This is a genomic window from Priestia sp. 10L35 (assembly GCF_056395685.1).
In genome coordinates this window covers 1-24,534 of record NZ_JBFTKA010000020.1, presented here as the reverse complement: position 1 = coordinate 24,534, position 24,534 = coordinate 1, and the positions used below count along the sequence as shown (strand labels likewise).

Below are 24,534 nucleotides of genomic sequence, written 5' to 3'. Positions count from 1 at the left end.
AGGTTGCCCACGTGTTACTCACCCGTCCGCCGCTAACGTCATAGAAGCAAGCTTCTAATCAGTTCGCTCGACTTGCATGTATTAGGCACGCCGCCAGCGTTCATCCTGAGCCAGGATCAAACTCTCCGAAGAAATGTTTGACTTGCTCATTTAAAAAATAAAAATTAACGTTGACGTTTGTCGCTTTGTTCAGTTTTCAAAGTTCAACCGTCGCTCTTAAGCGACTTTAATATCTTATCAAATTATCAATGTAATGTCAATAACTTTTTTTAAAATTTGTTCAATCATCGTTGTTACTAATGTGTTTCAACGATGATTGAACATAATATAATATTTTTTAAACAACGTCAATGTTTTTTTAAAAAAATCATATTTTATTTAAATGTATCTACTATATAAGAAATTAAGCTTTTAAAACGTTGTAAAATAGCACACTATCAGAATTTCTTTGAACCTCTCTTCTACGTTCAATAGTAAACTGACCCCGCAATGTTCCAAAGAAATAAGCTGTAAAAGTATTTTTTATTCGCTTTCTCTTGTAGGCGAATATGGTCTCTTTAAATGATTGAACGGAAATGGACACTAAATCTTCTAATGGTTTATCAATATGACTCATTTTATAAGCTAAACGGACTTTCCCCCATAATTCGTAGATATCGTCTGCAGAAGGGAAAAAAGGCTTTACAGCATCTCCAAAAGCTTTTGGAATAAAAGAGGGTACATATTCAGATGAGAGTGTGAAATTTACATTATTACGTATGTATTTATTAAAATCTTTTAAAGATAAATTATAGGTAGAACACTTTTTGGCCTCTTTACTCTTACTCTCATATGAACTTTCAGCATTTTCTGTTTTAACATCTGCTTCAACATCAGACTCTAAATCGATCTGTAAATACTTAATCCAATGGTTAAAATAAGGATGATTCACAAATAGGTGCACTGGATTCCCCTTTCCATTGTTACGAGGGCAGCGACGATAGACAGTAACAATTTGTCCTTGTTTTCGAAGTTCTTTTAAATGACGATCGATTGTTCCTTTTGATTTTTCGTAGGTTTTACCTAAATATGTACTACCAGGAAAACAAAAGCCCTTTTCTGCAGCAAACCAACAAAGTCGGTCCAAAGCTTTTCGCGTTCCTTCGTGAAGGCGATAAAATCTTTCTCCATAGAGGCTTATAATTTCTTTAAGTAATTTTCGTTTCATTGATTGATGTTGAGAACGGTTTTCTATAAAACTATGATAATTTTTCATATAATCAAATTCTTCTGTCGTAAGCATACGCGTAGTAGACATTAGTCTATCCTCTCCTTTTCAGGAACAAAAAAAGACATCGCATCCCAGAAAATAGGAAAACGATGTCGGATTTTTTGACAGACTACGCCCTTGAAATAAATCTAATTATCCTATAGAATAAAGGCGTAATTAAATTTATGTATTAGGACTTCGACAGGTGTTTTCCCTAGCTGTTTTAGGGTTAACGGTGTAAGGGTGTTGGCGCACCACTTGCACACGTTGGAGTCTTTTTATATTCCGCACTGTTTTGGTGACTCTATTATACCGTCTATTAATCTTATAATTCAATAAGAATTCATAATCTCCTCATAAAACCTCTGTATTTTATCCATGATTAAAAATTACTTCGTTTGGATATACTTTTAATATTCTAAAAAACTTACTATAGATGTATTTGTTTACTTAATTATTAATCTTGAAAGTTATAAAACAAAAAACAACTATTCTCTAATGTTGTTTTACTGTTTTATATATTGTTTTATATATTTGTTTTTATTGTTTTATTGTTTTAGGCCGTCTATAGATACTGATATTACAACATTTATAAGCCTAAACTATCACTAATTTTGCGCGAACTATCACTAATTTTGCGCGAACTATCACTAATTTTGCGTGAAACTATCACTAATTTTGCGTGAAACTATCACTAATTTTGCGCGAACTATCACTAATTTTGCGTTGGAAATGTAAATATAGATTAACTATCACTAATTTTGCGTGAAAAGTGTAGATGCTTATGAAGTATCACCAATTTTGCGTGAAAAATGTAGACATGCTTTAACTATCACCAATTTTGCGTATCAAATTGAAAATTTGGGGTAATAAATCCAAACTGAGCAATGTTTTCAGGGGTAAACATGCTCATGAAGTATCACTAATTTTGCGTGATAGTTAAATTATAAGGACAAGCTGCTCCCTGATATGTAATTTACACAGTATCACTTTTATGATATTTTAGTGATAGTTTAGAAAAATATGGGGGATTTTATGAAGAAAACGACTGTCGTTCAACCATATGATCTGGAAAGTATAAATATAAAAAATTGGGTAACTAAATCAAATATCCTTATTGAGAGTACATATAAATTATCTTTACAGGAACAAAGAATCCTTTTAATTATGGCTTCTAAAGTACAGCCTAACGATGAAACGTTAAAGACCTATAGATTTCGTGCTAAAGATTTCATCGAAATCGTAGGGAATAAGAAAGGCACAGGTTTTTACTCTTACTTAAAAGAAATTGTAAATGGTCTGCAAACAAAGATTCTGACCATAAAAGAAAAGGGAAAACAAAGAAATTACAACTGGGTAATCACGTCTATCTATGAGGAAAATGAAGGCTACATAACATTACAATTTCACCCTAGCTTAAAGTATCTGTTTTTAGAGCTTAAAGAAAAATTTACATCGTATCAATTAGAGAATGTAGTCAGACTCAATTCAGTTTATTCAATTCGTATTTATGAGCTGCTTAAGCAATATGAGCGTCTGAGAAAAAGAGAACTAACTCTCGAAGAATTGCGTCATTTTTTAGCTATTGAACCTACTAAGTATAAACAGTATGGCCACTTTAAAAGTAAAGTATTAGCAGTCGCCCAAAAAGAAATTAATAATAAAACGGATATTCGCTTTGAATTCGTTGAATTAAAAACGGGTAGAAAAGTAACATCTATAGAATTCATTATTACTAGTTCCCCTGCAATGAATGGGGCTAGTCCTACTAAGGAGAAAAAGATAGAATCAAACCAGGAATCATTGGAGTTAGACGATAATAAAAACAGTGTCCAGAATGATTTAGAGAACTTAGGAGTTAAGCCGGAAAAAATAGAATGGCTTTTATCCGAATTTACAAAAGAACATCTAGAAAGAAATATAAGATATACACAAGATCGTTCAATTACAGGAGAGGTCACTTATCCTCGTTCTTATGTAGTAAAAGCGATCCAAAAAGATTATGCCAAACTCTCACAGGAATCAAAGCGTATTAACTCTAAAAAGACACAAAAAAAAGAATTAGTTCCAGATTTTATAGCAGAAGCTAGAGATAAAAAACCAACTTTTGAAGATTTTACCTTAAAAGAGAAGCAAGACTTGTTCTTCAAAGAAAATGGAACTCAAATAGAATTTGAAGAAAAGCTCCTTCAGTTTCAGGAATTGAAAAAAATGTTGGTCTTAAGTTCAGATCAACCTAGTCAACAAGAAGTTAAAAAAGCCCAAGAAGCAGGTTTACAAGAAGTCATCAGAAATATGAGTGATGATTTGAAAAAGCGTGAAGAATTAGGTTTAGAGCCCAGACTAGTTAGTGATTTTAAAAATAAAGAATTAAAAAAGGTTTACAAAGAATTTTTACAAAGTAAGATTTCAAATAAAACTTAAATTGAACTAAATATAAAAAAACACGCTATTAACGGCGTGTTTTTTTATAAAAATTTTCAAACGGAGGTAAATTTAATATACAGAACCTTTAAAAACCTCGTTTAGTAAGCGTATCTCTTTATTTCTGTTATAATAATAGTATATTAAATTTACCTAGATTGGATGTGCTCTCGCTTGAATAAACCTATTATTCTTCAGAACTTCCTTGCTTATTTAGATAAATCCGGGAAAAAAACTTCTACGATTTCAATGTATCAGCATGATTTAGAGAAGTTTTTTGAGTGGCTAACTCGTTATCATTCAAAAATAGATCAAGAAACCTTACCAAAAGACAAAAAATATTACGAGGGATACTTTATGTACCTAAAAGAAAAAAACCTCTCAGAAGCGACTTTAAGACGCATAGCATCACATTTAAATGGGTTATTGAAATACTATAACCTCACAGATCATCTCGGTATATTAAAGGCAACAACAAAAAAGCAGCGAGGGTTAACTGACACTGACTTTATAACAGAAGCCGATTCATCAATCCTTTTACATTCTGTTGTAAGTCATGAACATCTAAGCGATATTCAATTGCAGATACATAAATACATTGGACCTCGTAACCATTCCATATTAGTCCTTATGCTTCGTTACGGCCTCACGATTAATGAAGTTGTATCTTTAAATATACAGGACATTAATTTTGGACAAAATACATTAACCATTAGCACTAACAAAACTAATCGCACCTTAGATCTTTCTAAACATGATAAAAAAATTATATATCACTACCTATCAACAATACCTTTATTATTTAGACCCAAAGACTATACAGACGATCCACTGTTCATTTCTTTTCATCCTCAAAAAATGGCTTATTGGTATGATTACAGCTTAAACAAACCTAAAAGGATTAGTGTAATCGGAACAAAGCGTATGATTGAAAGAGAAGTCAAACGTTCAGGCATAAAAGCTCACGTGAGATCTACTCACTTTCGAAACAGCTGTATATTAGACAAAATTCGCAAAGGGTATTCAAACGAAAACATTATTTCTTACTTTGGACTATCTAGTCGCCATGCTCTATACCGATTCAAACGATATCTAAAATCAAAATAAAAAATAATTTAAAACCAAGTTTAACTTAATAATCTTTCAAAACATGTTATATCAACGATATACCTTCATTAGTTCAACTTATATTGTTTCACCAGACTAACTAATTCTAGAAAGTACTACCTAGTTTAACTTTGGTTAAACTTGTGTTATTTTACCAGGCTAACTAACTCTAGAAAGTACTACCTAGTTTAACTTTAATTAAACTAGGTAGTACACAATCCTGTTATTCAAGTTGTTAAATGAGAACTAATTTTTAGATTTCCATCCTAGAATTTAAACAGAATTTATATTCTTGGTTAAATTCTAGACAAAGTGCATTCTAGATTCGTTATAAACCCTTTATCATCAAGAGATATTAAAGCTCTAGATTCTGTTGGAAAATTAAAAAATATAGAGAGAAAAATGTTTACACGACTACCTTCCATTCGAAGCTAAATATCTCGAATTCAGTCTAGATAAAGTACATTCTAGATTCACTGAAACCCTTGTAATATCAAGAGTTATAAACACTTTTTTTGAAACTTCATATATTTACAATGCTGATGAAAATGAATTATAGTTGCTATTACAGTTACATCTATTTATTAGACACCAATATTTAAAAATATAGTATACACTGCACTTGTTGCAGGAGTAGGATTTGAATATAGTGAAATAGCATCTCTAAGTGCTACTGGATTTCCTGCGATATTACTAGTCCATGTAACTGTAACTGTAGCTGGAGCTATAACATACGGTCCACCATTCGAAACAAATACAGATTGTGCTCCTACATCTGTAGAACGAATACTGAATTTAAAAGTTCCAGCCGTTGTAGCAGTTACTGTTAATGCAAGAGTAGATATAGTGTCATCAGGTGAAGGTACTACAGTATTATTAATTACATGCGAACAGATTTGAAAATTATAAGTTCCAGGTGATAGATTGTTAACGTTTATAGATCCTGAAAAACCTACTATATTTCCTGCTCCTCTATGTATAAGAAATTTTATAAATGTGCTATCATTTTTTTATTGTTTTTATAAAATTTCATATCTCAACTATTAAAAACAAATCTCTAATAGCATATAAACATATATAAAAGAAAGTTTAGGCTTAGGTGTACTAAAAATGAAATTCATCTATGAAACATTTAGAATATATAATCAAGTTTCAAAATATTTTTTTAAAAAATCGTACGCAATCTGAACATTAGAATTGATAATTAATTTATGTTTAAAATATATAGTTCTACTCTTGCAAAGTTCATAATTTTATCTAGAATTAACAAGAGGAAATATCGGACTTGCGTAAAGCAAAACAAAAATCGGCACATAATAAAGGAATTATCAAAATATTAATAGAATTTTACTAGGAATATAAATCTTGAGTAATATCTAGTACAAGTGGATTCTAGAATCGTTATTAACCTTGATATATTAACTTTGATGGGTATCTAGATTTTTATATAGAAAGGAGAATTCTAGAAAAATGTCTAAAGAAACAAATGGTGGAGTTGTTTACACTTTAAAAGATACTGTAAAGCTAACTGGATTAAGTATTGACCTGGTTCGTTTATATGAGAAAGAATTCAATCTCCAAATTCAACGAACTGAGGGAGGCCATAGAAGATATAATAAACAAAATATTGATTTATTAATTGAAATAAAAAAAAGAATTCAAGAACAAAACTGGAGCTATAAAATGATAAATCAGTGGCTTCAGGGAGAAATCATACCAGAAGCAGTTGATGTACAATCAAAACTTGAAAAAAAAGTGGATTCCCTTGAAGAAAAAATTCAAGATTTGCTTAATAGATCCGAAAAAGATGAGCAATTTCAGATCGCACTTATTCAGCGCCTTGATGAGCAAGGAAAGCTTATAGAACAGCTTACAGAAAAGTTAAGCAATCAAGATAAATATATTGAAAACAATCTAGAAAAACGGGATGAAAAATTGACTAGTGCAATACGCGAAATTAATGATACTAAAAAACTTATAGCATCTGCCCAAGAAAATATTGAATCAAAACCAAAAGGTTTCTGGAGTATGTTTTTTAGAAAATAAAAGTAAAGAATTGAAGAACTTACCTGTTCAGTTTCCGTAAAGCTTTAATTAAAAGCTTCATTTCAAGATTCTTTAAGAAATAAGATATATACCTCCTCCCTTAGTGGCTAAGGGGGGTATTTGTTTTGGAATGAGGAACAGCACTTGAATTAATTAGAAATTACAAGTTTAAATCACAAAAAAGCTTTAGATTAAAGAATAGCCTAAAAATTATATATTACTTTCAATTCTATAAAAATGGATTTTTGTCTATCATTATTAGTCCAAGCATCTTTTTAGTACTTGCATACTCTACTATTAGAGGTATTTCTTACTTAATAATATTTTTTATAGGAGGGGTTTGTGAGAATGAGCAATTTAAAAAAAATTATATCTTCTGCTTTTAATAATCAACATCCAGACAGTGTTGCCGATGCTTTAATTTCACGCGTACTAGATAAATATGGAATTTCAGAATCTGGATTAAAGAATTTATCACCCGATCAAAAAGAAAAAATTAGAAAAATCACAGCAGAATTACAATCTAGAATCAATAAAACTTTAAAATAGACCATTTTTTATTTAATTTTTTTAGGTACAAGCATTGTATATTTTTTCATTAATAAAAAATTTGAAGGAATGGTGATCAAGTGAGTAAATATTATAGTTACTATAACCCAGAAGACGGTAAGTACTATATGAGTAAGCAGGACCATAAGAAAAAATGTAAAAGTAATAAGTGGAGTGCCTTAGACTCTTCTTCACATCCAATTTTTGGTGATGTCAATCAATTAGCAGCTCAAAAAGCTGAAACTCTTCAGTTTTCTGAAGAATCTATCTTAATTTATGATTCGGCTGATGTGGAAATTAATACGACAAGCACAAAAGTAGGATTATCGATTCAAGCAGCTTTACAAGCAGCTATTGTGCTTATTTTAACTATTTCTTTGGGAAGTAGCACAGAAGCTGATAAAGTAGCGCAAGAACTTTTTCAAAAATCCTCTATTAAACAAATTAATAAGCAGCGTACAATTGTTAAAAACTCAAGAAATGTTAAAGTGACTACTACAGACACTGACATTGCAGCTAATATTCAAATTCTTATTCAACTTCTAGTAGCTATATTAGTTAAATTAGATATCCTTTAATCATAAGAAAAACAAAAGCCTTCGGAATGGAAATTCATTCTAAAGGCTTTTGTTTTTTCTTATGGTTTCCTTTTTCGTGTGATGAGTAGCTACTGAAACTGATTTTCCTTGGGGTAGTTTGCTCAAGTTGTTAGATATTGTTTTCTTATATAATTCAGCTAACAATAAGTTAATAAATATAGTAGAATTAACAACCTTAAACTTATTTTTTTTAAGAATCCGTTTTCTTAATAATCCCTAGTTGATGAAAAACATTTATGCGTTTTCTATAATTGTCTAATTCTCATTGTTGGATTCTTCATGCTTGTTAATTACAATGAATTTTCCTATATTGAATAAAGATTTATAAAGTAATTATTTTTTACTTAGAATATTTAATTATATTTTCTCTCAGGTTTCACAAAAAAGGCTATTGACTAAGACAGGTTAATTGTAAAGTACGTATAGTATAATGTGGGAGATGATGTAAGTGTTTTCAAATAACGGCATATGACCTTGATCACAGCTTTTACCTATTCCTCCTTCAATAAAACAATATAAGGAGATTAAATAATGTCTTATTTATCAACTGGTGTATTAAACAAACACCCTAATACTACTATAGCTTTTAGCGAATTAGTAAATCTTAACCCTTCTACTACCGTAAAGATACGGATTAAAGTGATAAACTGGAGCGATCGTACAATGATTACTGACACAGAATTTATTCTTCATCCAAATACTTCAATTAATTTCCTGGTTTTTTTAGTTAATCCGGATATGGAAATTAATGCTGAAAAATATGAAATACGCTATCAAACTTCCTATGATCTTAATGTTTTTATAAATAGTTATGGAGTTGATAATTTGCGTGCAAATCAAGAAGGAAATACTATTCTCTTCAAAAATTTAAATGCAATTACAAATACAGCTTTTAATTTAGGTAATTGTAGCCCAACTACTGGTTCAATAACAAGTCTTTAGATTGTATGGAGAAGTAAAAAAATGGAGGATAAACAACGTATTTTCTTTAATTTGTGAAAGCTTTAATAGAATAAAAAATAAGATTTTAAGATTTGCTGAGAGATTAAGAAACCAAACAGGAAAAAACGACAGCCACAGAGTTATAAAGCTGATTGGGGAGGTATTTTCCCCTATAAACATTTGATATTACTCACTTTATAGAGGGAAATTTGTATATCGTATACAAATTTAAAAGCGAAAAATTCCCTGCTGCCAAGGGAAATTTGTTTAAGTTATGATAATGCTTGAAAACATCTTGAGTAGTTTGCTCAAACTATGAGATGCTATTCAGTTATTTTTAACCTCCAGCTTTTGATTCTGAATTAGATCCCTAGTTCCATAAGCTAAATATACTCGTAATTAAACCGAGAATTATGCTTGACCAAACCTCTCCATTTGTTAATGAATAGATAAACGAAAAAATTACAAACTAGATACCAGTAATCACTGAAATTCAGGTTTGTTAGATCCCAATAATGACACGAGGCTTTGAAACATGAAGAGACCGCAAAGCTTTCTTGAAGAAACGCTTTGCAGCCTTGTTGTCCCTTGTTTTGCTTAGATAAAAATCAATGGTGATTCCTTTGGAATCAACCGTAAGATATAGATACGTCCATTTCCCTTTTACTTTGATATACGTTTCATCTACTCTCTAGGAGTCATCCGTTTGATTGAGATGACGACGGATTCGTTTGTCCAATTCAGGACTATACTCATGAACCCAACGCATAATGGTTGTATGAGCAACGAATAAGCCCCATTCCTCCATAATTTCCACCAAACCATGAAAGCTCAAGTTGTACTGTAGATACCATCTTACTGTTTGTAGGATAATATCATGATATAATGTTGCTACTTGAATAAATACTGATTTTCCATACTGATTACGTCCCTTTTTTAGAGTAATAATATCAATATGTCCAATTTTGCGAGATAATTGCAGTTATTTTGAAGTTTTTTCACTAAAACTAGATTAAATCATTATACATGGTTTTTGTTATAGATAGACAATAATAATTATTTTTATATATCATTATAGTGCCTTATGAACCTATATACTAGCTCCTAATAAGAATTCAGAGTAAACATAAACATTTTAAACAGAACTCTTATCTTAAAAACCACCCTCATAAACATTCCAGTAATAAAAAAATTGATGATAAATTAAGATAAACGCCGTCTCATTTCTAAGAAAGAAACATAGAATAAAAAGATGTTAATTTAATAGAATGGAGGAATAACGTTTAACATGTCAATTCAAAACTTAATCATAAATGGAAGCTTTGAAACGGGAACACTGACTCCTTGGTCTTCTGCCAATACAACAGTTACCGGTCAATTTGCACATTCCGGTTCGTTGTCTGCCAGATTTCAAAGCGGTCCTTCTAATTCCTATATTAGTCAATTTGTTCAACTAAATCCAGGAGAAAATATGGAAGTCCTTGCTTCATTCGCTAAAGTCGGAACGGCTCCATCGACACCCATTTTTATCCAAGTGTCGTTTTTCGATAGTCTCTCTAATTTTCTGGGTCTGGGTCTCACGATTAATATTCCCTCAGGTCAAATTCCAACTGCCAATAATGGTACCTGGCTTGAAATTTATCAAACCACCACCCCAGCTCCACCCGATACCACACAGGCCTTCCTTTTAATCTATACGCACCCTCAAACAGGAACAGCCAATGTGTTAGTCGATGATGTGGCTCTCTTAGTTGCGCCAGCAGGTCCAGCAGGTCCAGCGGGTCCAGCGGGTGAAACAGGTCCAGCAGGTCCAGCAGGTCCAGCGGGTGAAACAGGTCCAGCAGGTCCAGCGGGTCCAGCGGGTGAAACAGGTCCAGCAGGTCCAGCAGGTCCAGCAGGTCCAGCGGGTCCAGCGGGTGAAACAGGTCCAGCGGGTGAAACAGGTCCAGCAGGTCCAGCGGGTCCAGCGGGTGAAACAGGTCCAGCAGGTCCAGCAGGTCCAGCGGGTCCAGCGGGTGAAACAGGTCCAGCGGGTGAAACAGGTCCAGCGGGTCCAGCGGGTCCAGCGGGTGAAACAGGTCCAGCGGGTGAAACAGGTCCAGCAGGTCCAGCAGGTCCAGCGGGTCCAGCGGGTGAAACAGGTCCAGCAGGTCCAGCAGGTCCAGCGGGTCCAGCGGGTGAAACAGGTCCAGCAGGTCCAGCGGGTGAAACAGGTCCAGCAGGTCCAGCGGGTCCAGCGGGTGAAACAGGTCCAGCAGGTCCAGCAGGTCCAGCAGGTCCAGCGGGTGAAACAGGTCCAGCAGGTCCAGCGGGTCCAGCGGGTGAAACAGGTCCAGCAGGTCCAGCAGGTCCAGCAGGTCCAGCGGGTGAAACAGGTCCAGCAGGTCCAGCAGGTCCAGCGGGTGAAACAGGTCCAGCAGGTGAAACAGGTCCAGCAGGTCCAGCGGGTCCAGCGGGTCCAGCGGGTGAAACAGGTCCAGCAGGTCCAGCGGGTCCAGCGGGTGAAACAGGTCCAGCAGGTCCAGCGGGCACAAGTTTAACTGCTAACTCTATGTTTGCATCTAATACAAGCGATAGTATAATTGAAGTTGTACCAGACGGTACAGATGTTCCTCTTCCTAATCACACAACCTTAGATAGTTTTTCCAGTGTAGATAATATTACCTTTACTGTTCCAGCTACCGGACGCTATCACATCACATATCAGATTAATACAACAGCTCCATCACTTGCTAAATCACGCCTTCTACGAAATGGTACTACTCCAATTCCTGGTTCTATATTATCTCCAGCTTCCGCTACTTTAATTTATAATAATGATGTCATTTTTTCCTTAGCCACAGATGACACAATTACACTTCAGTTATTTGATTTAGAGGGTGATGTTACCTTAGTGAGTGATGGAGGAGCAACAGGAGCGGCTCTAACAATCATTCGTTTAGACTAATAAAAACTTTTTATAGGGAGGTAGCCATTATGGCTGCCTTTTATTAATTTTTCTTTTGTTCCTTTTACACAAATTAATAAAAAATATATACAACATTTTCCTTATACAAATATTGTCAGGAGACAGGTTATATAAGCATTGGATTTAAGTCAATAATTTGGACACAAAAAAGTTAGGTCTTAAGCTGTTAGAGTACAACGAATTGGAAAGGGAAACTGCCTATCTTTCAAATCTGTCAGTGCCTGGGTATTCCTCGATCCACTTATTATCGTTGGCAAAAAACTGAGCACCGAGAAGAAACAAAGAGAAAGAGATAGAACGAAAAGTTAGTGAACAGTACCTTAAACATAAATTTCGATATGGCTATCGAAAAATTACAGCATTACTCAATCAAATCATGCTGATTAACTATAAAGTTGTACAGCGTGTCATGCACAAATTCGGTTGGAAATGTCGTGAGAAACAGAAACACCCAGGACAACTTTCTCAGGTTGCAGGAAACGTGTTACACCGTAATTTCCGAGCAAATCACCCACTTCAAAAGCTGGCCACTAATATTACCTACTTGCCTTTTAAACCAAAACAGTTGTATTTTTCAAGTATTCAAGACTTATTTAATTGCGAAATCACTGCGTATTCGATGGGTAATTGTCAAAACGTAGAATTTGTTTTAGATACATTAAGCCAACTTCCTTCTTTACCTGAAGGAGGTACGTTGCATAGCGATCAAGGTTCGGTCTACACTTTATATAAGTATCAACAAAAATCAAAGAAAGAGGCATCATCATGAGCATATCCCGCAAAGAGACACCTGCAGATAATCCCTCCATTGAAACGTTTCACCTCGATGAGTTAACATGTACTACGACCACCATCGTAGAACAAATGGTCGAAAACTATAACAATTGAAACTAAGCATCCAGTCACCGGTACAATATCGACAACCAGATGTTTAAAAGGTGGTTTGATCCTTGTCTCGAAAATAGAGGTCAGCCCTATTTCCCTTTAGTTTTTTTTCTAAAATTATTGCTTCTTACTTTAGTTTTCTTTGCATACTTTCTAATAATCACACCATCTTGATTAGCATTCTGTCCACCTTTTTTAGCGATTTGTCCCCCCTGATTAGCATTTTGTCCACCTTTACCACTAATTTGTCCTCCACTTTCAGCATGGTTATAAATATTAATTTGAATAAAGATGTTTGCTCTTTTCTGCTTTTTATGTTGATTATTTAATTTTTTGTTATAGTAATGATAATATTTTTTTATTGTAATCACCTTCCTTCTTAACTTATTAATATAGTCTATTCATTGATAAATAGAGTGTGTAGATGCTTGTCCGATAATATTTGAATTCCTATAAAAACCTACTGTTTAGGTAATATAGTTGATATAGGACAGCTTTTTCTACTTTTAAGATGTATGCCCTATACATTTTTAGTTAAGTCGGGTAGGAAGGGACTCTCACGAGTATCTTCCTATCTAAGACCGCAATTGACAGATTTCCTGTCATACGGCTTAAGCTTTATTTAAAATACGGTCTTTCTACTCAACAAAAGAAGAATGGAAGAAGAAATAAATTGAATTCACTTATATGAAAAGATTCCTTCTAAAAAAGACGAAACTTTTATATTTTCACAATATCATTTTTAAAAAACAGGATTCTTGAAATGGAGTACATCAATCATTATGTTATTTTGAGTCAGCTTATTTACAAGACATCTATTACAAACTACAATTTTATATTAAGCCTTTATTCAACAAACTTTTTATAGGTATTTATTTTCGTTAATAAAATCCTAATTTACATTATATTCAATAAGTAAATATTAAAGTATTTCATTAAAAAAAGTTTCAATATTTACATCCAATGTAGAAAAACACTTTATTTGTCTATATTGTGTGTATTAATTAAAACTTAATAATTTAGAAGTTAGTTTTATATTTTACATAACTAAAAATAAGTAGTATAAAGATTATTTACTTCTACTAAGTAAATAATCTTTAATTACCATTCCGACGTTCAATCATTTGATTAATAATCTCTTGATGAGATTCTAGAATTTCTCTAGTAGTAAAATTATGATTTTTTGCATGGCGAGAAAAATTAGCTTTACTATACCAGTGGTTACATAGAGGGCAAGGCAATTCATTTTCTATCTCATAAGACGCTGAAGTCCACCGGGTGGAGGGGAGAGAAGTTTTTTGGCCAACTACTTTTGTAGTTGGAGCATCTTCTTTTTGTATAGGAGTTTGTAATGAATTTGTAGTTACAGCGACTTCATTTGTATACGAAGTGTATACATCACTCTCTATTTCCTCTTTAATTAGAAGATAACCCGCCTCTGACATGGATAAACCAAGATCTTCACAACGTTCTCGAAACTGATTGTAGATGCTTTCAGGCATTCGAATTGGTAATACTTTAGTGGGCTCCTTTCTTTTAAATTGACGTGCATATTTATCTAATCTTCCCATTTGTATCACCCCATTTATAATTTGTATATAGTTTCAATACACAATAGATAAAATCCTCCTCACAGGGTGTATACAATTTGTAGTCTTCTTCATTAGTTACGTAGACAATATGAGACTTTGGTTAACACAAAAATCTCATCTCTAGGATGCTGCAGTATGTAATGAATAAATGGATTTATCTATACCGTTCCGTTGACTCTGAAGGAAATATCATTGATTTTTATCTAAGTAAAATAAGAACTAAACAAAAAGCCAAGTCCTTCTTTAAGAAAACCTTGGCTTTTTCATATATTTCTATACTTCTCGTAATTACAGTAGATAAAAATTCTGCTTATTCCATTACTATCTAGAAGCTAAAAAGATGCTTCAAGACATCCAAATAAGAAAAATTAAATATCTAAATAATATTATCTGGCCAATGTGGTTCACCTAAACAAACACCATCCGACAAAATATCAATAAGGGAAGTTGTCAAGGTGGTCCCATTTCTTGGCATTCCTATACCAATTAAATTCTTTTTATTCACCTTCTTATACTAATATTATCTTTTTGTTATTAACCTACAATTACCTATAAAATTTGATTAATAAACGAATTAATTAATTTTAGGTTTCTTTTGATATCATGTTTCTCATAAATTGAACTAAATCTTCTTTTAAGTCTTCACGTTCAATTGCAAATTCTATAATGGTTTTAAGGTATCCTAATTTTTCACCTATATCGTAACTTTTCCCTTCAAAAATTTGTGCATATACATTTTCATACTTGAGCATAGTTTGAAGAGCATCCGTTAACTGAATTTCATTGCCAACTCCACGTTCTTGTACTGCTAATAAATCAAATATTTTCGGGGTCAAAATATATCTTCCAAATATAGCTAGATCAGATGGTGCATCTTCTATTTTGGGTTTCTCTACTAAATTCTGAATGTTAAAAAGTGGTCCATTTCCCTGCTTAACATCTACAATTCCGTATTTACTTACGTCCGACTCATTAACACGCTTAACACCTATAATTGAAGAATTACACTCTTCAAATAATCTAATCATTTCTTTTAAACAAGGCTTTTTCTCTTTAATAAGAGTATCTCCTAGTAAAACTGCAAAAGGTTCATTACCAACAAAGTTTCTTGCACACCAAATCGCGTGTCCTAAACCTTTCGGAACTCCTTGACGAATATAATGAATATTTGCTAATTGAGAAATATGTTGCATTTCGTTTAAGAGTGTTATTTTCCCTTTATTCTTTAAAGTTTCCTCTAGTAACATTGAAGTATCGAAATGATCTTCAATCGCTTTCTTACCTTTTCCGGTTACAATAATAATATCTTTAATTCCAGATTCTACTGCCTCTTCAATAATATACTGTATTGTGGGTTTATCAATAATAGGTAACATTTCTTTTGGCATTGCCTTTGTCGATGGCAATAGCCTAGTTCCTAGACCTGCTGCTGGAATGACTGCCTTTCTTACCTTCACTAAATTTCTCCTCCCTAGTTAGCAAAAATTTTATATAAAATTGTTATATTTTTAAAATTTCTATGGGATTAAACCTTTATTCGCTCCACGTGAGAAGTGGTTTAATCCAGCCTTTTTTTGTACTATATACATCAATGATTTTCCAAAATCAATTCCAATGTTTCCTGTCTCAGCGACTTTCTGAGCAAGGATTAGAGCGTTTACACCACATGAGATAAGAGCGATATCATAATTACCTTTATTTGCTTCAATAAACGCTAACGTGTCTTCCATTTGATCATGATGGTGAAAAGTGGTACTCATAGTGACATTTAAATTATAAGGTTTTTTTCTTAAGGTTTGCGTCACTTTATCTGACCACTTATCCTTAGTGATAATCAATATTCTTTTGCCTTGTAACGCTTTCCAAAAATCACTTCTTTGGGCAAAAACTCGATTTACAAAAGTATGGCAGCACATTTTAGGAGTCATATCAAAGTGTTTAAATACTCGATCAGTTAATGGGCGCTTTAATCTGTCCTCTGTAAGAATTGGATCATTTTTATAAAAAGGAATACCTACTATGCTAGCCTTTTTAATGGCGTCTACCATTTGATCTCTTAAAGTTATATTCGGGAGAGTAACTCCTTTATTATCCCGATCTTTGTTTGCATTTCGTGCCCATTTCTCTTCCATTACTTCAGGCATTGTCATAACAGAATTTTGGGCCAATATAATATTTTCCCCATCACCCACACGTACTAAAGAAAATGGTTTCTTTTTCTCGATTGCTTGTTTTAACTTTTTTAAAACTTGATCAACGGTTAAAAGTTGCTCGTCAGGAATCATGTACATTACCCCTTTGATTATTTTTTTTCAATATTATAAGGTATGTTTCAATCCAATTCATTGCTACCTTATAATTGCTGTCTTGTAAGGTGAAACTAAATTTCCACGTACGTCTAGAAACTTAATTTGTATAATATTTACAGGCGGACTCTTGAGATAAATATTAAGAAGCTAGTATATTTGTTTATAGGGGGACCATAAAGGATATTCAAGTAATTCTTCAAGAATGGGTATATTTTTGACTAGCGTTTAGGAAAATAAAAAGTTTAGTAGAGAAACAATAAATTTATTGAAATCAGAACATTATTTATTTAGATAGAGAGGATTAATTTTTATTAGCTGCAGGATTTTATTGAAATAGATATGTCCATCATACGCTACTTATCTAGGAGGAGTCCTGATTAGGAAGAGGGGATAAGCGGTTATTTCAAAGCACATAGTGAATGTTTTCAAAAGGAGGAAACAATGTATTGGAGGGTCAGTAGATAGGGGTGAGAATTGGAAGTTGTTTTCAAAGATATACTAACTACATTAACTAAAAAAGTCTTTTCTTCTACGCTGAAAATTAACTTTTACAATCCATTGACAAAAATTATAGTATTCAGAATTTGAATCTGGCATTTTAGCACTTAACTTTTTCTGAAGTATTTTCCATTGGACTTTATTTAATTTCATGAACGACTTTTTATTTTTCTTCATGTACTGTAATAATTTTGCATTCATCCGAAAACCATGATTGCTTGGATTTACCCCTTCTGCAAGAAGATTCGCCATTGTACGAGCACATTTCTCACACTTCCCACAATTTTGTCCTTTTTTTGATTCCCAGCATACCCTTAGCTGCAGTTTGGAGCCTTTCTTCTTTATATAATCTGCGATAATTTTTATCTTATCAAACCTATTTAACTTCGTACCGTCTAAAATAACCTTTGTCTCACCCCATTTAATATTATTCTCAATTAATGGGTGCGATCCCCATGACGTGGAATACAAATTGTTGTTATTTGACAAAAGAGGCGTGGAAGCAAAATGAATCTTATCTATCCCCTTAATAAAGGTTAACGGAGCAGATAAACCCACTAGACCCAAACCATGTTGAACTCCTCCCCACCATCCTCTAAGACCCTGCTTAGCATAGTCCTTATTAAGGTTGCTCTCATTTAGAAAAGACCTGAGGTTTGTTTGAATAAAGAAAGGTGTAAGTCTATGCTCTTTGGCAAATTCTTTAGTATGCTTCTTTACCTTATTCCACCCTTCCTTTTCAGATAATGGTATATCTGCTCCTCTAACGGTTAGTAGATAAGGATTCTCTTGACTTTTTCTTATATACGATGCTATAGAATCTACTCCTCCACTAAAAAAGAGCCCACTTTTTTTCTTTCCATACCCCTTATTTTTCTTGATTTTCTTATATTTTATGTCTCCCTTAAAAGAATGTTTGGGATATAACTTTTGGAAAGAATTTTTTAATACATTCAACGCTTCCAAAAACTGTTGATCAATTTCTTCAACATAAATATCAGCTCCTGCAATCCAAGCAACGGGGCAGATATTTGATAAAGCAGGAATGAGTAGAATACTTTTAGGCACTGAGTCTATATTTTCATTTGATTCCATATAAAAAGTTTTTTCTTTAAAATACCTGCCAACTTTTCCTGAACAACTAAAACGACAATAAAGTTTATTTCCATTTTTGACTTGGGGAGATTCTAGAACTACTTTATTCTGAATGCTCATTTAACAAGATCTCTCCTTATACATGATGAATACTATTACCTTAATGAAAAAATAATTTTCTTATTCTTGTTTCATTTGAATTGTGTGTCTTAAAAATTTTATTTCATACCATTTAATTGGGTTTATTAAGATTTACTACTATCACCTTAAGTACAACTAATGAAAGACATGAAGAAAAGTTATAAACTTATTATGATTTGTGCTGGAAGTTGGTTTTCAAAATCCACTGACAAAAATTATAGTATTCAGAACCCTTATCTGGTAAGTTTTTACTTAATTTTTTTTGAATTATTATCCACTGCGATTCTTTGTTTTCATTTAATCTAGTAAATAACTTTTTATTTTTTTTCATTGATCTTAATAAATTCTTATTCATTCTAAAACCATGATTACTTGGATTTACCCCTTCCGAAAGCAAACTAGCCATTGTTCGAGTGCATTTTTCACACTTCCCACAATTGCTTCCTTTTTTTGATTCCCAGCATACTCTTAATTGTAAATTAGGATTTTTTTTCTTAATATGCCTTGCGATAACTCCTATCTTATCAAGCCTACTTAGATCCATACTTTCTAAGGCCACCTTCGTAGCCCCCCATCTAAGATTATTCTCAATTGATGGATGGGAACCTTCCGGCTCTGGGGTAAAGTTTAAATAATTATCAACCGATATTATACCTGGTGAAGATGCAAAATAAATTCTATTCATTCCTTTAATAAAAGCTAAAGGGGCGGATAGGCCAACTGTACCTAAACCATGCTGAATTCCTCCCCACCAACCTTTGAGACCATTTTTAGAGTAGTCTTTATTAAGGTTGCTTTCATTTAAAAAAGACCGAAAGTTTGATTGGATGAATAAGGGATAAAGCCCATTTTCTTTAGCAAATTTCTTATTATTCTCCCTTACTTTTACCCACCCTTCTTTTTCTGATAGTGGTATATCTGCTCCTCTCACAGTCAATAAATACGGCTTTTGATTTTGTTTTCTTATATACGCTGTTACAGAATCTACTCCTCCACTAAAGAAAAGTCCACTTTTTTTCTTTCCGTATCGTTTGTTTCTCTTAATTCTTTTATATTTTATATCCCCCTTAAAAGAATGTTTAGGATATAGCACTTGAAAAGATTTTTTTACCGCATTTAGTGCTTTTAAAAATTCTCCATCAATTTCTTCGACATAAATATCGGCTCCTGTAAGCCAGGCAACAGGACAGATATTTGATAAAGCAGGAATGGCAAGAATACTTTTCGGTACAGATTCAATGTTGGCATTTACTTTCATGTAAAAGGTATCTTCTTTAAAATACTTGCTTACTTTTCCTGAACAATTAAATTGGCAATAGAGTTTATTTCCATCTTTGACTTTAGGAGAATCTAAAACTATTTTATTTTGTTTTTTCATTAGAAAACTCTCTCCTTTTTAGACAAACTCATTGATTATCTAAGATTCAACTAAATGACTATAGAAATGGGTAATGATATGTGTTTAATATATTTATCACTATGCATTTTCATTGGTTAGGATTGGAAAATATAAATTCTTTAATAACAGGCCTTCCACTATAAAAGAATTTTGCATTTGAAAATACATAATAAAAAATTCTAGGTTATATTTAGTTCGAACGATAAAAACCTGTCCATTCTCAGTGAATTATCCAAATTTATTTCACTTTAAATTAATTATGGTCTTTTACCCATTATCAACAAGCAGATTACAGCTGGTCAGCCGTACTTAATTACAATGATTCTTATCACTTAATAAATTTCGTTTTGTTTACCTTGTGAGTCCATGTACGATAGTACTGATAATTCTTACCATAGGAATTATCATACAATGTATTTTCCTTATTTAATAAACAAGCCAGAATGTGACCATGTAACCGTGTTGTAATCACGTTATTATGAGTACTAAATAATGATACTGCTTTATTTATTAAATAATCACTAAATTTAGACCATGCGACAGCATTATTAACTTTCTTATCCTGATACTCTTTTTTTATTTCCTGGACTCTTTTAGAATCTTTTTTAGTTACTAAATCATTCCAATCAAAAACATCTTGATTGTTCCCTATTTTAAATCTATTTTTCTTATTAACTTCTTTATCTCTACGTAATAAATATAGGGGTTTTTTCTGTGAAGAGGTTGGAGGGGTTAGAGGCCAAAGTTCATGAGCCATATCCGGTGAAAGGTATAGATTTTCACTAAATCCTTTTAACTGATTTAAACTCCGTTTATCTCGAGCATAGATATGAAGATCTGGATGTTTACTAAATAGTTTTTTTGCTTTTATATAGTTGTTGTTATCTTTGAAATACAAAGTTTGAGGTAATATTACAATACGGTGGTTAGGATATTTTGAGATAACGGATTCTCTAAAGTGTTGATGACTCACCCATAGATCTCCGAAATTACCTCCACCATGAAAAACAATAATACAATCTTTAGGGATTGATAAGTTCTTTGGAAAGTTAAATACTGAATATCTTGCCTTAACTTTTATGTTGTTATTCTCAAAAAATTTCTCAGTTCCTTTATAGATTAATAAATCACCAACGTTTGTATGCAAGGGATAATCAAGGTAATATATTTTAGAACCAGAAGGAATTACTTTTAAGATATTACGTAATTGCTCCTTTAATTTCCCCATCGGATGTTTCTTATCTTCTGTCATCTTTACTTAATCCCCCATTTAATATGATTTTTCTCATTTAAAGATTAAACTGTAAGAACCTTCTCTACTTTTTACGTTCGTTAATCAATTTTTTCATTTGTTTTGCATTTCCATTTGCTTTTTCATATTTCTTATATAAATTATTATTGTTTTGGATATTTGGATTGCCTTTAGGTCCTACTTTAGGGTGCCATAGATGATATATAGAATTGTTGTTAATTCTTTTATAAGGTCCACACAAAGTATTCATTGCATCTCTAAACGCGTTATCTTCCCGCCCCCATCCTCTAAATCTTTCGTCAAATCCTTTAATACTGTTAAAGTTTCTACGGGTAACAACTATGACTCCACTTACTGGTTTAACAGTTTTATTTCCAAAACGCTCTGTAGATTTGACTTTTGTTGAAAAAGGCCATTTAGGAGAACTACCTAATAATTTTGTAGTACTTGCCTGTGAGATGTCTAACCACTTACCATAGGGGATAATCCAAGCATGTGTACTAAGCAGTGGAATGGCTTTAATTAGGATTTCTCTGCTATATATAACATCTGCATCAGCTATAACGAATATAGATCTGGTTGCTTTTTTAGCTGCTCTATTTATTGCTTGCGATCGGTTGAAAGGTTCACTTTTGCTCCTACCAATACACACTTCAACTTCCGGCATTACATTTTTATAGTATGATATTACCCATCTAAATAATTTATCCCTTATACCTCCGTCTGGTTTATATGGAATTAATACTGATACTTGATTTAACATTTTTATTCCTCCTTGCTCTTACTATGTCAGAACAATTCTTTCTTAAAGTCACTTATAAAATAATGTTTAAATAAAACTAATCTATTAGTATTGTTTCAATTAATTCGAAAATATTTATAGTACCAAGCTTCTAGTTTTTCCCCTTTTATACCATAATCTTTAGCCGAGATTTCCGGATCTTTATTCCCCTTTAGCATACTGTTATTGTCACCATGTGAGAGAACCCAGATCACGAAAGGCAGAGTAATCATTTTATAGTCTTTGTTGAGTTTTTTTAGACGTTCTGGGGATTTTGGGTGCGCCTTCAACGTTAAGATACCAAAAGCATTGCCTTTCTTTTTCTTAGGATTAGGAAAATCTTTATTGGAGAAATAAAATAGGGCGTTAGTTCCACATTTTTTGTAGAACTCGCTTGTTTGCCATATTTCTTTCCGTCCAATATTTGTTATTAAACCTTTCTCTAATATGAAAGCATTGGAAAATGGCTGGGATCTTATATACTCCACAAATCTATGATGTATCCAGTCATCTGCATCAACGGCCATAAAATACCCAGAGAATCCTATTTTGTACAAATACTCACCTATTATTTTTCGTTTACGCATTTTATCCCGTGAGAACCCTTTTGGACTTGTAGGTGAAGAGAATTTAACTGGTAACCACTTAACTCGCTTATCCTTTAATTCCTTGATATTTGGTTTATTGTGCCCCGCAATTATGACACGGAAATTTTGGTCAGTATTCCTAAATATTGATTTCAAGGTATTCGATAGGTTTTTCTGTACCTTGTTCCAATTTCGAGATACCTTTTTACTTTTGAGTGAAATTCCGAAAACAATTTCTTTATTGTTTGGTGTTGTATCCGACTGTTTCTGGGTATCCGAGTTATGTTGTTTTAAAATTTTTTCAACTTCATCTAATTGCTTTCTAATAGGAGACTTCACTTTTTGGTTGTTCTTTTGGTTGTTCTTTTGTTTCGCCACCTATTTTCCCTCCTTTTCCGTAGATCAATATTAGATAAATTTAAAAATTCGTTCTCACTTACTAGTAATTAGATTCTGATATTAAGAGACCATCATAAATAATAGAAACTTAGATTCCTTTTAATTTAATGGTTACAATTTAAGTTGAGAGGTTTATTCATAAGTTCGCTGGAAATCTAGGCAGAGTTTACCCTTTGGTAAAACTGCTTCCTTTAATCATATGCACTGCTTGAAGTCTGGTGCAAAAAACTTAAACGATTTCCTAAATTTAGACATACTAATACCATTACTTTAAAGGAGGAATATAACTGGCATGGAAACCAGAAATTCAAGTAAAAAGAAACCTTTTCAATCTGCTCTTTCTTATTATCAAATGGTACCTATTATAAAACCTTCTTTTATGTAATTAGATAGAAAAGATGGATAGTAGTACTCTTTATTTTTTATGCAATTATTAAAGACTCTGTTCACAAGTAAGAGAAAAATACTATAGATTAATTTATAAAAATAAAATAAATATGAAAGAGCCTTACCAAAAGAGAAAGATTAGTATGACATGTTCAAATTCTCAATATTATGAAACATATTACTTTTATAATAAAAAATAACACTTATTAACTATATTCAATAAATAGCCTTTTCGTAGTTTAAAATTACACAACAGGTTGTAATATCATTGTCTATATAACTTGAATTTAATAAAGAAGAGATGTCTAGTTGTTATCCCTTACTAAATATGTTTTTATTGAGATGTACAAGATGAGTATAGTTAGTCGAGGGATAGCAGTCGTAACTTGAGGATAGGCTTCTTTCTTAATTCCCTTTTATTATTACAATGAGTAAGAATTAATTTTATTAATTGCCTTTGATTTAATCCCCCATAAAAGTTATTAGGCGAATCTAACTAACACCTACTTTAAAAATAGACACTCTTCAAAGGATAAATCTAATCACCAAGAAATGGACCTTGACTATATTTCACATTTTACTTTTATTCCTTATATTTACATCATTCTCATTACTATTTTGGTTTAATATAGATATTAAATCATCGTAGAAGCTGTTAATTGGCTCAACACCAGCAAGGAATATTAGGAAGAAACTGTAATTTGCAAAAAGACAGAATATTCCATTATATTAATTGATAGAATATAACGTATTATAAAATATTAGTAGTAAGTAAAGGATTTACTTATTTTTTTAGCATTTAATTGTAATGAAGCGAGAAGATTTGTATTGAGCCAATATTTCACACAACAATTCATTCTTGTCCAACATTAACATCTTCGTTATCAGTAGAGTTACTGGATTACACAGGAAAAATTGAACATGGATGTTCATCAAGTCGGGAACATAAATCAGATTAGTAGAAATTATAAACAGACCCTGTTGTTAATCTACTGATGTCCCTAGAATAAAAATTCTGCATTTCGTCATACAACCAACCAAAACTAAATAATTTTATTCTTACAGATTTCTTGTTCTAAAAAAGTTATTTTATTTTGACTTTTTGAGTAACCTCTATTGTGCATCCACATTTTTTCTTATGGTCTTTGTTCTTACATCCACATTTTTTCTTATGGTCTTTGTTCTTACATCCACATTTTTTCTTGTGGTCTTTGTTCTTACATCCACATTTTTTCTTATGGTCTTTATGCTTGCATCCACATTCTTTCTCGTGATCTTTATGCTTGCATCCACATTTTTTCTTGTGGTCTTTATGCTTGCATCCA

Annotated in this window: 21 protein-coding genes, 1 rRNA gene and 2 pseudogenes; 11 read left to right on the top strand and 13 right to left on the bottom strand. The window is 32.5% G+C overall.

Features of this window, described 5'->3' with window-relative positions; all coding sequences use genetic code 11:
* Both AC1DEF_RS27935 and AC1DEF_RS27930 read right to left on the bottom strand, forming a co-directional pair.
* Positions 1–132: ribosomal RNA gene (locus tag AC1DEF_RS27935) — 16S ribosomal RNA — on the bottom strand; the annotation flags it as partial.
* Between the two features lie 271 nt (positions 133–403).
* Positions 404–1,297 (bottom strand): transcriptional regulator, encoded by an 894-nt coding sequence (locus AC1DEF_RS27930; RefSeq protein ID WP_477727699.1) that lies wholly within the window; start codon positions 1,295–1,297, stop codon positions 404–406.
* Positions 1,298–2,284: 987 nt separating this feature from the next.
* Between AC1DEF_RS27930 and AC1DEF_RS27925 the strand changes: the two genes are divergently transcribed.
* The 6 genes from AC1DEF_RS27925 (at position 2,285) to AC1DEF_RS27900 (ending at position 8,916) form a co-directional block, all read left to right on the top strand.
* On the top strand, positions 2,285–3,673 hold the full coding sequence (locus AC1DEF_RS27925; protein ID WP_477727698.1) for a replication initiation protein: 1,389 nt from the start codon (positions 2,285–2,287) through the stop codon (positions 3,671–3,673).
* Between the two features lie 174 nt (positions 3,674–3,847).
* Complete coding sequence (locus tag AC1DEF_RS27920; RefSeq protein WP_274588464.1) at positions 3,848–4,780, top strand: tyrosine-type recombinase/integrase; 933 nt, start codon at positions 3,848–3,850, stop codon at positions 4,778–4,780.
* A 1,470-nt stretch (positions 4,781–6,250) separates the two neighbouring features.
* The gene (locus AC1DEF_RS27915; RefSeq protein ID WP_057237835.1) at positions 6,251–6,826 is read left to right on the top strand and encodes a MerR family transcriptional regulator; all 576 of its coding nucleotides are present in this window, start codon (positions 6,251–6,253) and stop codon (positions 6,824–6,826) included.
* 348 nt (positions 6,827–7,174) lie between these two features.
* Positions 7,175–7,375: a hypothetical protein gene (locus tag AC1DEF_RS27910; protein ID WP_057237837.1), complete on the top strand. Its 201-nt coding sequence runs from the start codon at positions 7,175–7,177 to the stop codon at positions 7,373–7,375.
* A gap of 128 nt (positions 7,376–7,503) precedes the next feature.
* Positions 7,504–7,953, top strand: a complete 450-nt coding sequence (locus tag AC1DEF_RS27905) for a spore coat protein (protein WP_098548980.1) — start codon at positions 7,504–7,506, stop codon at positions 7,951–7,953.
* A 552-nt stretch (positions 7,954–8,505) separates the two neighbouring features.
* Positions 8,506–8,916, top strand: a complete 411-nt coding sequence (locus tag AC1DEF_RS27900; RefSeq protein ID WP_477727697.1) for a hypothetical protein — start codon at positions 8,506–8,508, stop codon at positions 8,914–8,916.
* 514 nt (positions 8,917–9,430) lie between these two features.
* Here the strand turns inward: AC1DEF_RS27900 and AC1DEF_RS27895 are convergent.
* A pseudogene (locus AC1DEF_RS27895) lies at positions 9,431–9,834 on the bottom strand (IS6 family transposase); the annotation flags it as partial.
* Positions 9,835–10,204: 370 nt separating this feature from the next.
* On the opposite strand from AC1DEF_RS27895, the gene AC1DEF_RS27890 reads away from it, so the two are divergent.
* From AC1DEF_RS27890 to AC1DEF_RS27875, 4 genes are all read left to right on the top strand, one after another.
* Positions 10,205–11,863 carry an NTTRR-F1 domain gene (locus tag AC1DEF_RS27890; RefSeq protein ID WP_477727696.1) on the top strand — a complete coding sequence of 553 codons (1,659 nt, stop codon included), beginning with the start codon at positions 10,205–10,207 and terminating at the stop codon, positions 11,861–11,863.
* Positions 11,864–12,078: 215 nt separating this feature from the next.
* The gene (locus AC1DEF_RS27885) at positions 12,079–12,180 is read left to right on the top strand and encodes a helix-turn-helix domain-containing protein (protein WP_477727701.1); all 102 of its coding nucleotides are present in this window, start codon (positions 12,079–12,081) and stop codon (positions 12,178–12,180) included.
* Complete coding sequence (locus AC1DEF_RS27880) at positions 12,177–12,653, top strand: IS3 family transposase (protein ID WP_477727700.1); 477 nt, start codon at positions 12,177–12,179, stop codon at positions 12,651–12,653. The genes AC1DEF_RS27885 and AC1DEF_RS27880 overlap by 4 nt, the downstream gene beginning before the upstream one ends.
* On the top strand, positions 12,650–12,772 hold the full coding sequence (locus tag AC1DEF_RS27875; RefSeq protein WP_477727695.1) for a hypothetical protein: 123 nt from the start codon (positions 12,650–12,652) through the stop codon (positions 12,770–12,772). The genes AC1DEF_RS27880 and AC1DEF_RS27875 overlap by 4 nt, the downstream gene beginning before the upstream one ends.
* 86 nt (positions 12,773–12,858) lie before the next feature.
* Here the strand turns inward: AC1DEF_RS27875 and AC1DEF_RS27870 are convergent, their stop codons facing one another.
* Positions 12,859–13,140 carry a hypothetical protein gene (locus tag AC1DEF_RS27870; RefSeq protein ID WP_477727694.1) on the bottom strand — a complete coding sequence of 94 codons (282 nt, stop codon included), beginning with the start codon at positions 13,138–13,140 and terminating at the stop codon, positions 12,859–12,861.
* A 726-nt stretch (positions 13,141–13,866) separates the two neighbouring features.
* Complete coding sequence (locus tag AC1DEF_RS27865) at positions 13,867–14,340, bottom strand: hypothetical protein (protein ID WP_477727693.1); 474 nt, start codon at positions 14,338–14,340, stop codon at positions 13,867–13,869.
* Between the two features lie 158 nt (positions 14,341–14,498).
* Between AC1DEF_RS27865 and AC1DEF_RS27860 the strand changes: the two are divergent.
* Positions 14,499–14,752 (top strand): annotated as a pseudogene (locus AC1DEF_RS27860) (DDE-type integrase/transposase/recombinase); the annotation flags it as partial.
* 193 nt (positions 14,753–14,945) lie between these two features.
* On the opposite strand, the gene galU reads toward AC1DEF_RS27860, so the two are convergent.
* The 8 genes from galU to AC1DEF_RS27820 all read right to left on the bottom strand — a co-directional run.
* Positions 14,946–15,818 carry a UTP--glucose-1-phosphate uridylyltransferase GalU gene (galU, locus tag AC1DEF_RS27855; protein WP_477727692.1) on the bottom strand — a complete coding sequence of 291 codons (873 nt, stop codon included), beginning with the start codon at positions 15,816–15,818 and terminating at the stop codon, positions 14,946–14,948.
* 60 nt (positions 15,819–15,878) lie between these two features.
* A complete protein-coding gene (locus tag AC1DEF_RS27850; protein ID WP_477727691.1) occupies positions 15,879–16,646 on the bottom strand; it encodes a GT-D fold domain-containing glycosyltransferase in 768 nt (255 codons plus the stop codon).
* Between the two features lie 531 nt (positions 16,647–17,177).
* Positions 17,178–18,383 (bottom strand): hypothetical protein, encoded by a 1,206-nt coding sequence (locus AC1DEF_RS27845; RefSeq protein ID WP_477727690.1) that lies wholly within the window; start codon positions 18,381–18,383, stop codon positions 17,178–17,180.
* Between the two features lie 190 nt (positions 18,384–18,573).
* Positions 18,574–19,782: a hypothetical protein gene (locus AC1DEF_RS27840; RefSeq protein WP_477727689.1), complete on the bottom strand. Its 1,209-nt coding sequence runs from the start codon at positions 19,780–19,782 to the stop codon at positions 18,574–18,576.
* Positions 19,783–20,131: 349 nt separating this feature from the next.
* Positions 20,132–21,055, bottom strand: a complete 924-nt coding sequence (locus AC1DEF_RS27835; protein ID WP_477727688.1) for a polysaccharide pyruvyl transferase family protein — start codon at positions 21,053–21,055, stop codon at positions 20,132–20,134.
* A gap of 64 nt (positions 21,056–21,119) precedes the next feature.
* Complete coding sequence (locus AC1DEF_RS27830) at positions 21,120–21,818, bottom strand: galactosyltransferase-related protein (RefSeq protein WP_328263937.1); 699 nt, start codon at positions 21,816–21,818, stop codon at positions 21,120–21,122.
* A gap of 95 nt (positions 21,819–21,913) precedes the next feature.
* Positions 21,914–22,801: a hypothetical protein gene (locus tag AC1DEF_RS27825; protein ID WP_477727687.1), complete on the bottom strand. Its 888-nt coding sequence runs from the start codon at positions 22,799–22,801 to the stop codon at positions 21,914–21,916.
* A 1,521-nt stretch (positions 22,802–24,322) separates the two neighbouring features.
* Positions 24,323–24,534 (bottom strand): hypothetical protein (locus AC1DEF_RS27820; protein WP_477727686.1); only part of this gene is annotated, 212 nt, incomplete at its 5' end.

Excerpts from the sequence above, each read along its gene's own strand:
- AC1DEF_RS27865 (WP_477727693.1), bottom strand. The coding sequence starts at position 14,340 with ATGGGAAGATTAGATAAATATGCACGTCAATTTAAAAGAAAGGAGCCC.
- AC1DEF_RS27890 (WP_477727696.1), top strand. The coding sequence starts at position 10,205 with ATGTCAATTCAAAACTTAATCATAAATGGAAGCTTTGAAACGGGAACA.
- AC1DEF_RS27840 (WP_477727689.1), bottom strand. The coding sequence starts at position 19,782 with ATGAAAAAACAAAATAAAATAGTTTTAGATTCTCCTAAAGTCAAAGAT.
- AC1DEF_RS27930 (WP_477727699.1), bottom strand. The coding sequence starts at position 1,297 with ATGTCTACTACGCGTATGCTTACGACAGAAGAATTTGATTATATGAAA.
- AC1DEF_RS27915 (WP_057237835.1), top strand. The coding sequence starts at position 6,251 with ATGTCTAAAGAAACAAATGGTGGAGTTGTTTACACTTTAAAAGATACT.
- AC1DEF_RS27910 (WP_057237837.1), top strand. The coding sequence starts at position 7,175 with ATGAGCAATTTAAAAAAAATTATATCTTCTGCTTTTAATAATCAACAT.
- AC1DEF_RS27845 (WP_477727690.1), bottom strand. The coding sequence starts at position 18,383 with ATGAGCATTCAGAATAAAGTAGTTCTAGAATCTCCCCAAGTCAAAAAT.
- AC1DEF_RS27905 (WP_098548980.1), top strand. The coding sequence starts at position 7,504 with ATGAGTAAGCAGGACCATAAGAAAAAATGTAAAAGTAATAAGTGGAGT.
- AC1DEF_RS27850 (WP_477727691.1), bottom strand. The coding sequence starts at position 16,646 with ATGATTCCTGACGAGCAACTTTTAACCGTTGATCAAGTTTTAAAAAAG.
- AC1DEF_RS27830 (WP_328263937.1), bottom strand. The coding sequence starts at position 21,818 with ATGTTAAATCAAGTATCAGTATTAATTCCATATAAACCAGACGGAGGT.
- AC1DEF_RS27835 (WP_477727688.1), bottom strand. The coding sequence starts at position 21,055 with ATGACAGAAGATAAGAAACATCCGATGGGGAAATTAAAGGAGCAATTA.
- AC1DEF_RS27875 (WP_477727695.1), top strand. The coding sequence starts at position 12,650 with ATGAGCATATCCCGCAAAGAGACACCTGCAGATAATCCCTCCATTGAA.
- AC1DEF_RS27925 (WP_477727698.1), top strand. The coding sequence starts at position 2,285 with ATGAAGAAAACGACTGTCGTTCAACCATATGATCTGGAAAGTATAAAT.
- AC1DEF_RS27900 (WP_477727697.1), top strand. The coding sequence starts at position 8,506 with ATGTCTTATTTATCAACTGGTGTATTAAACAAACACCCTAATACTACT.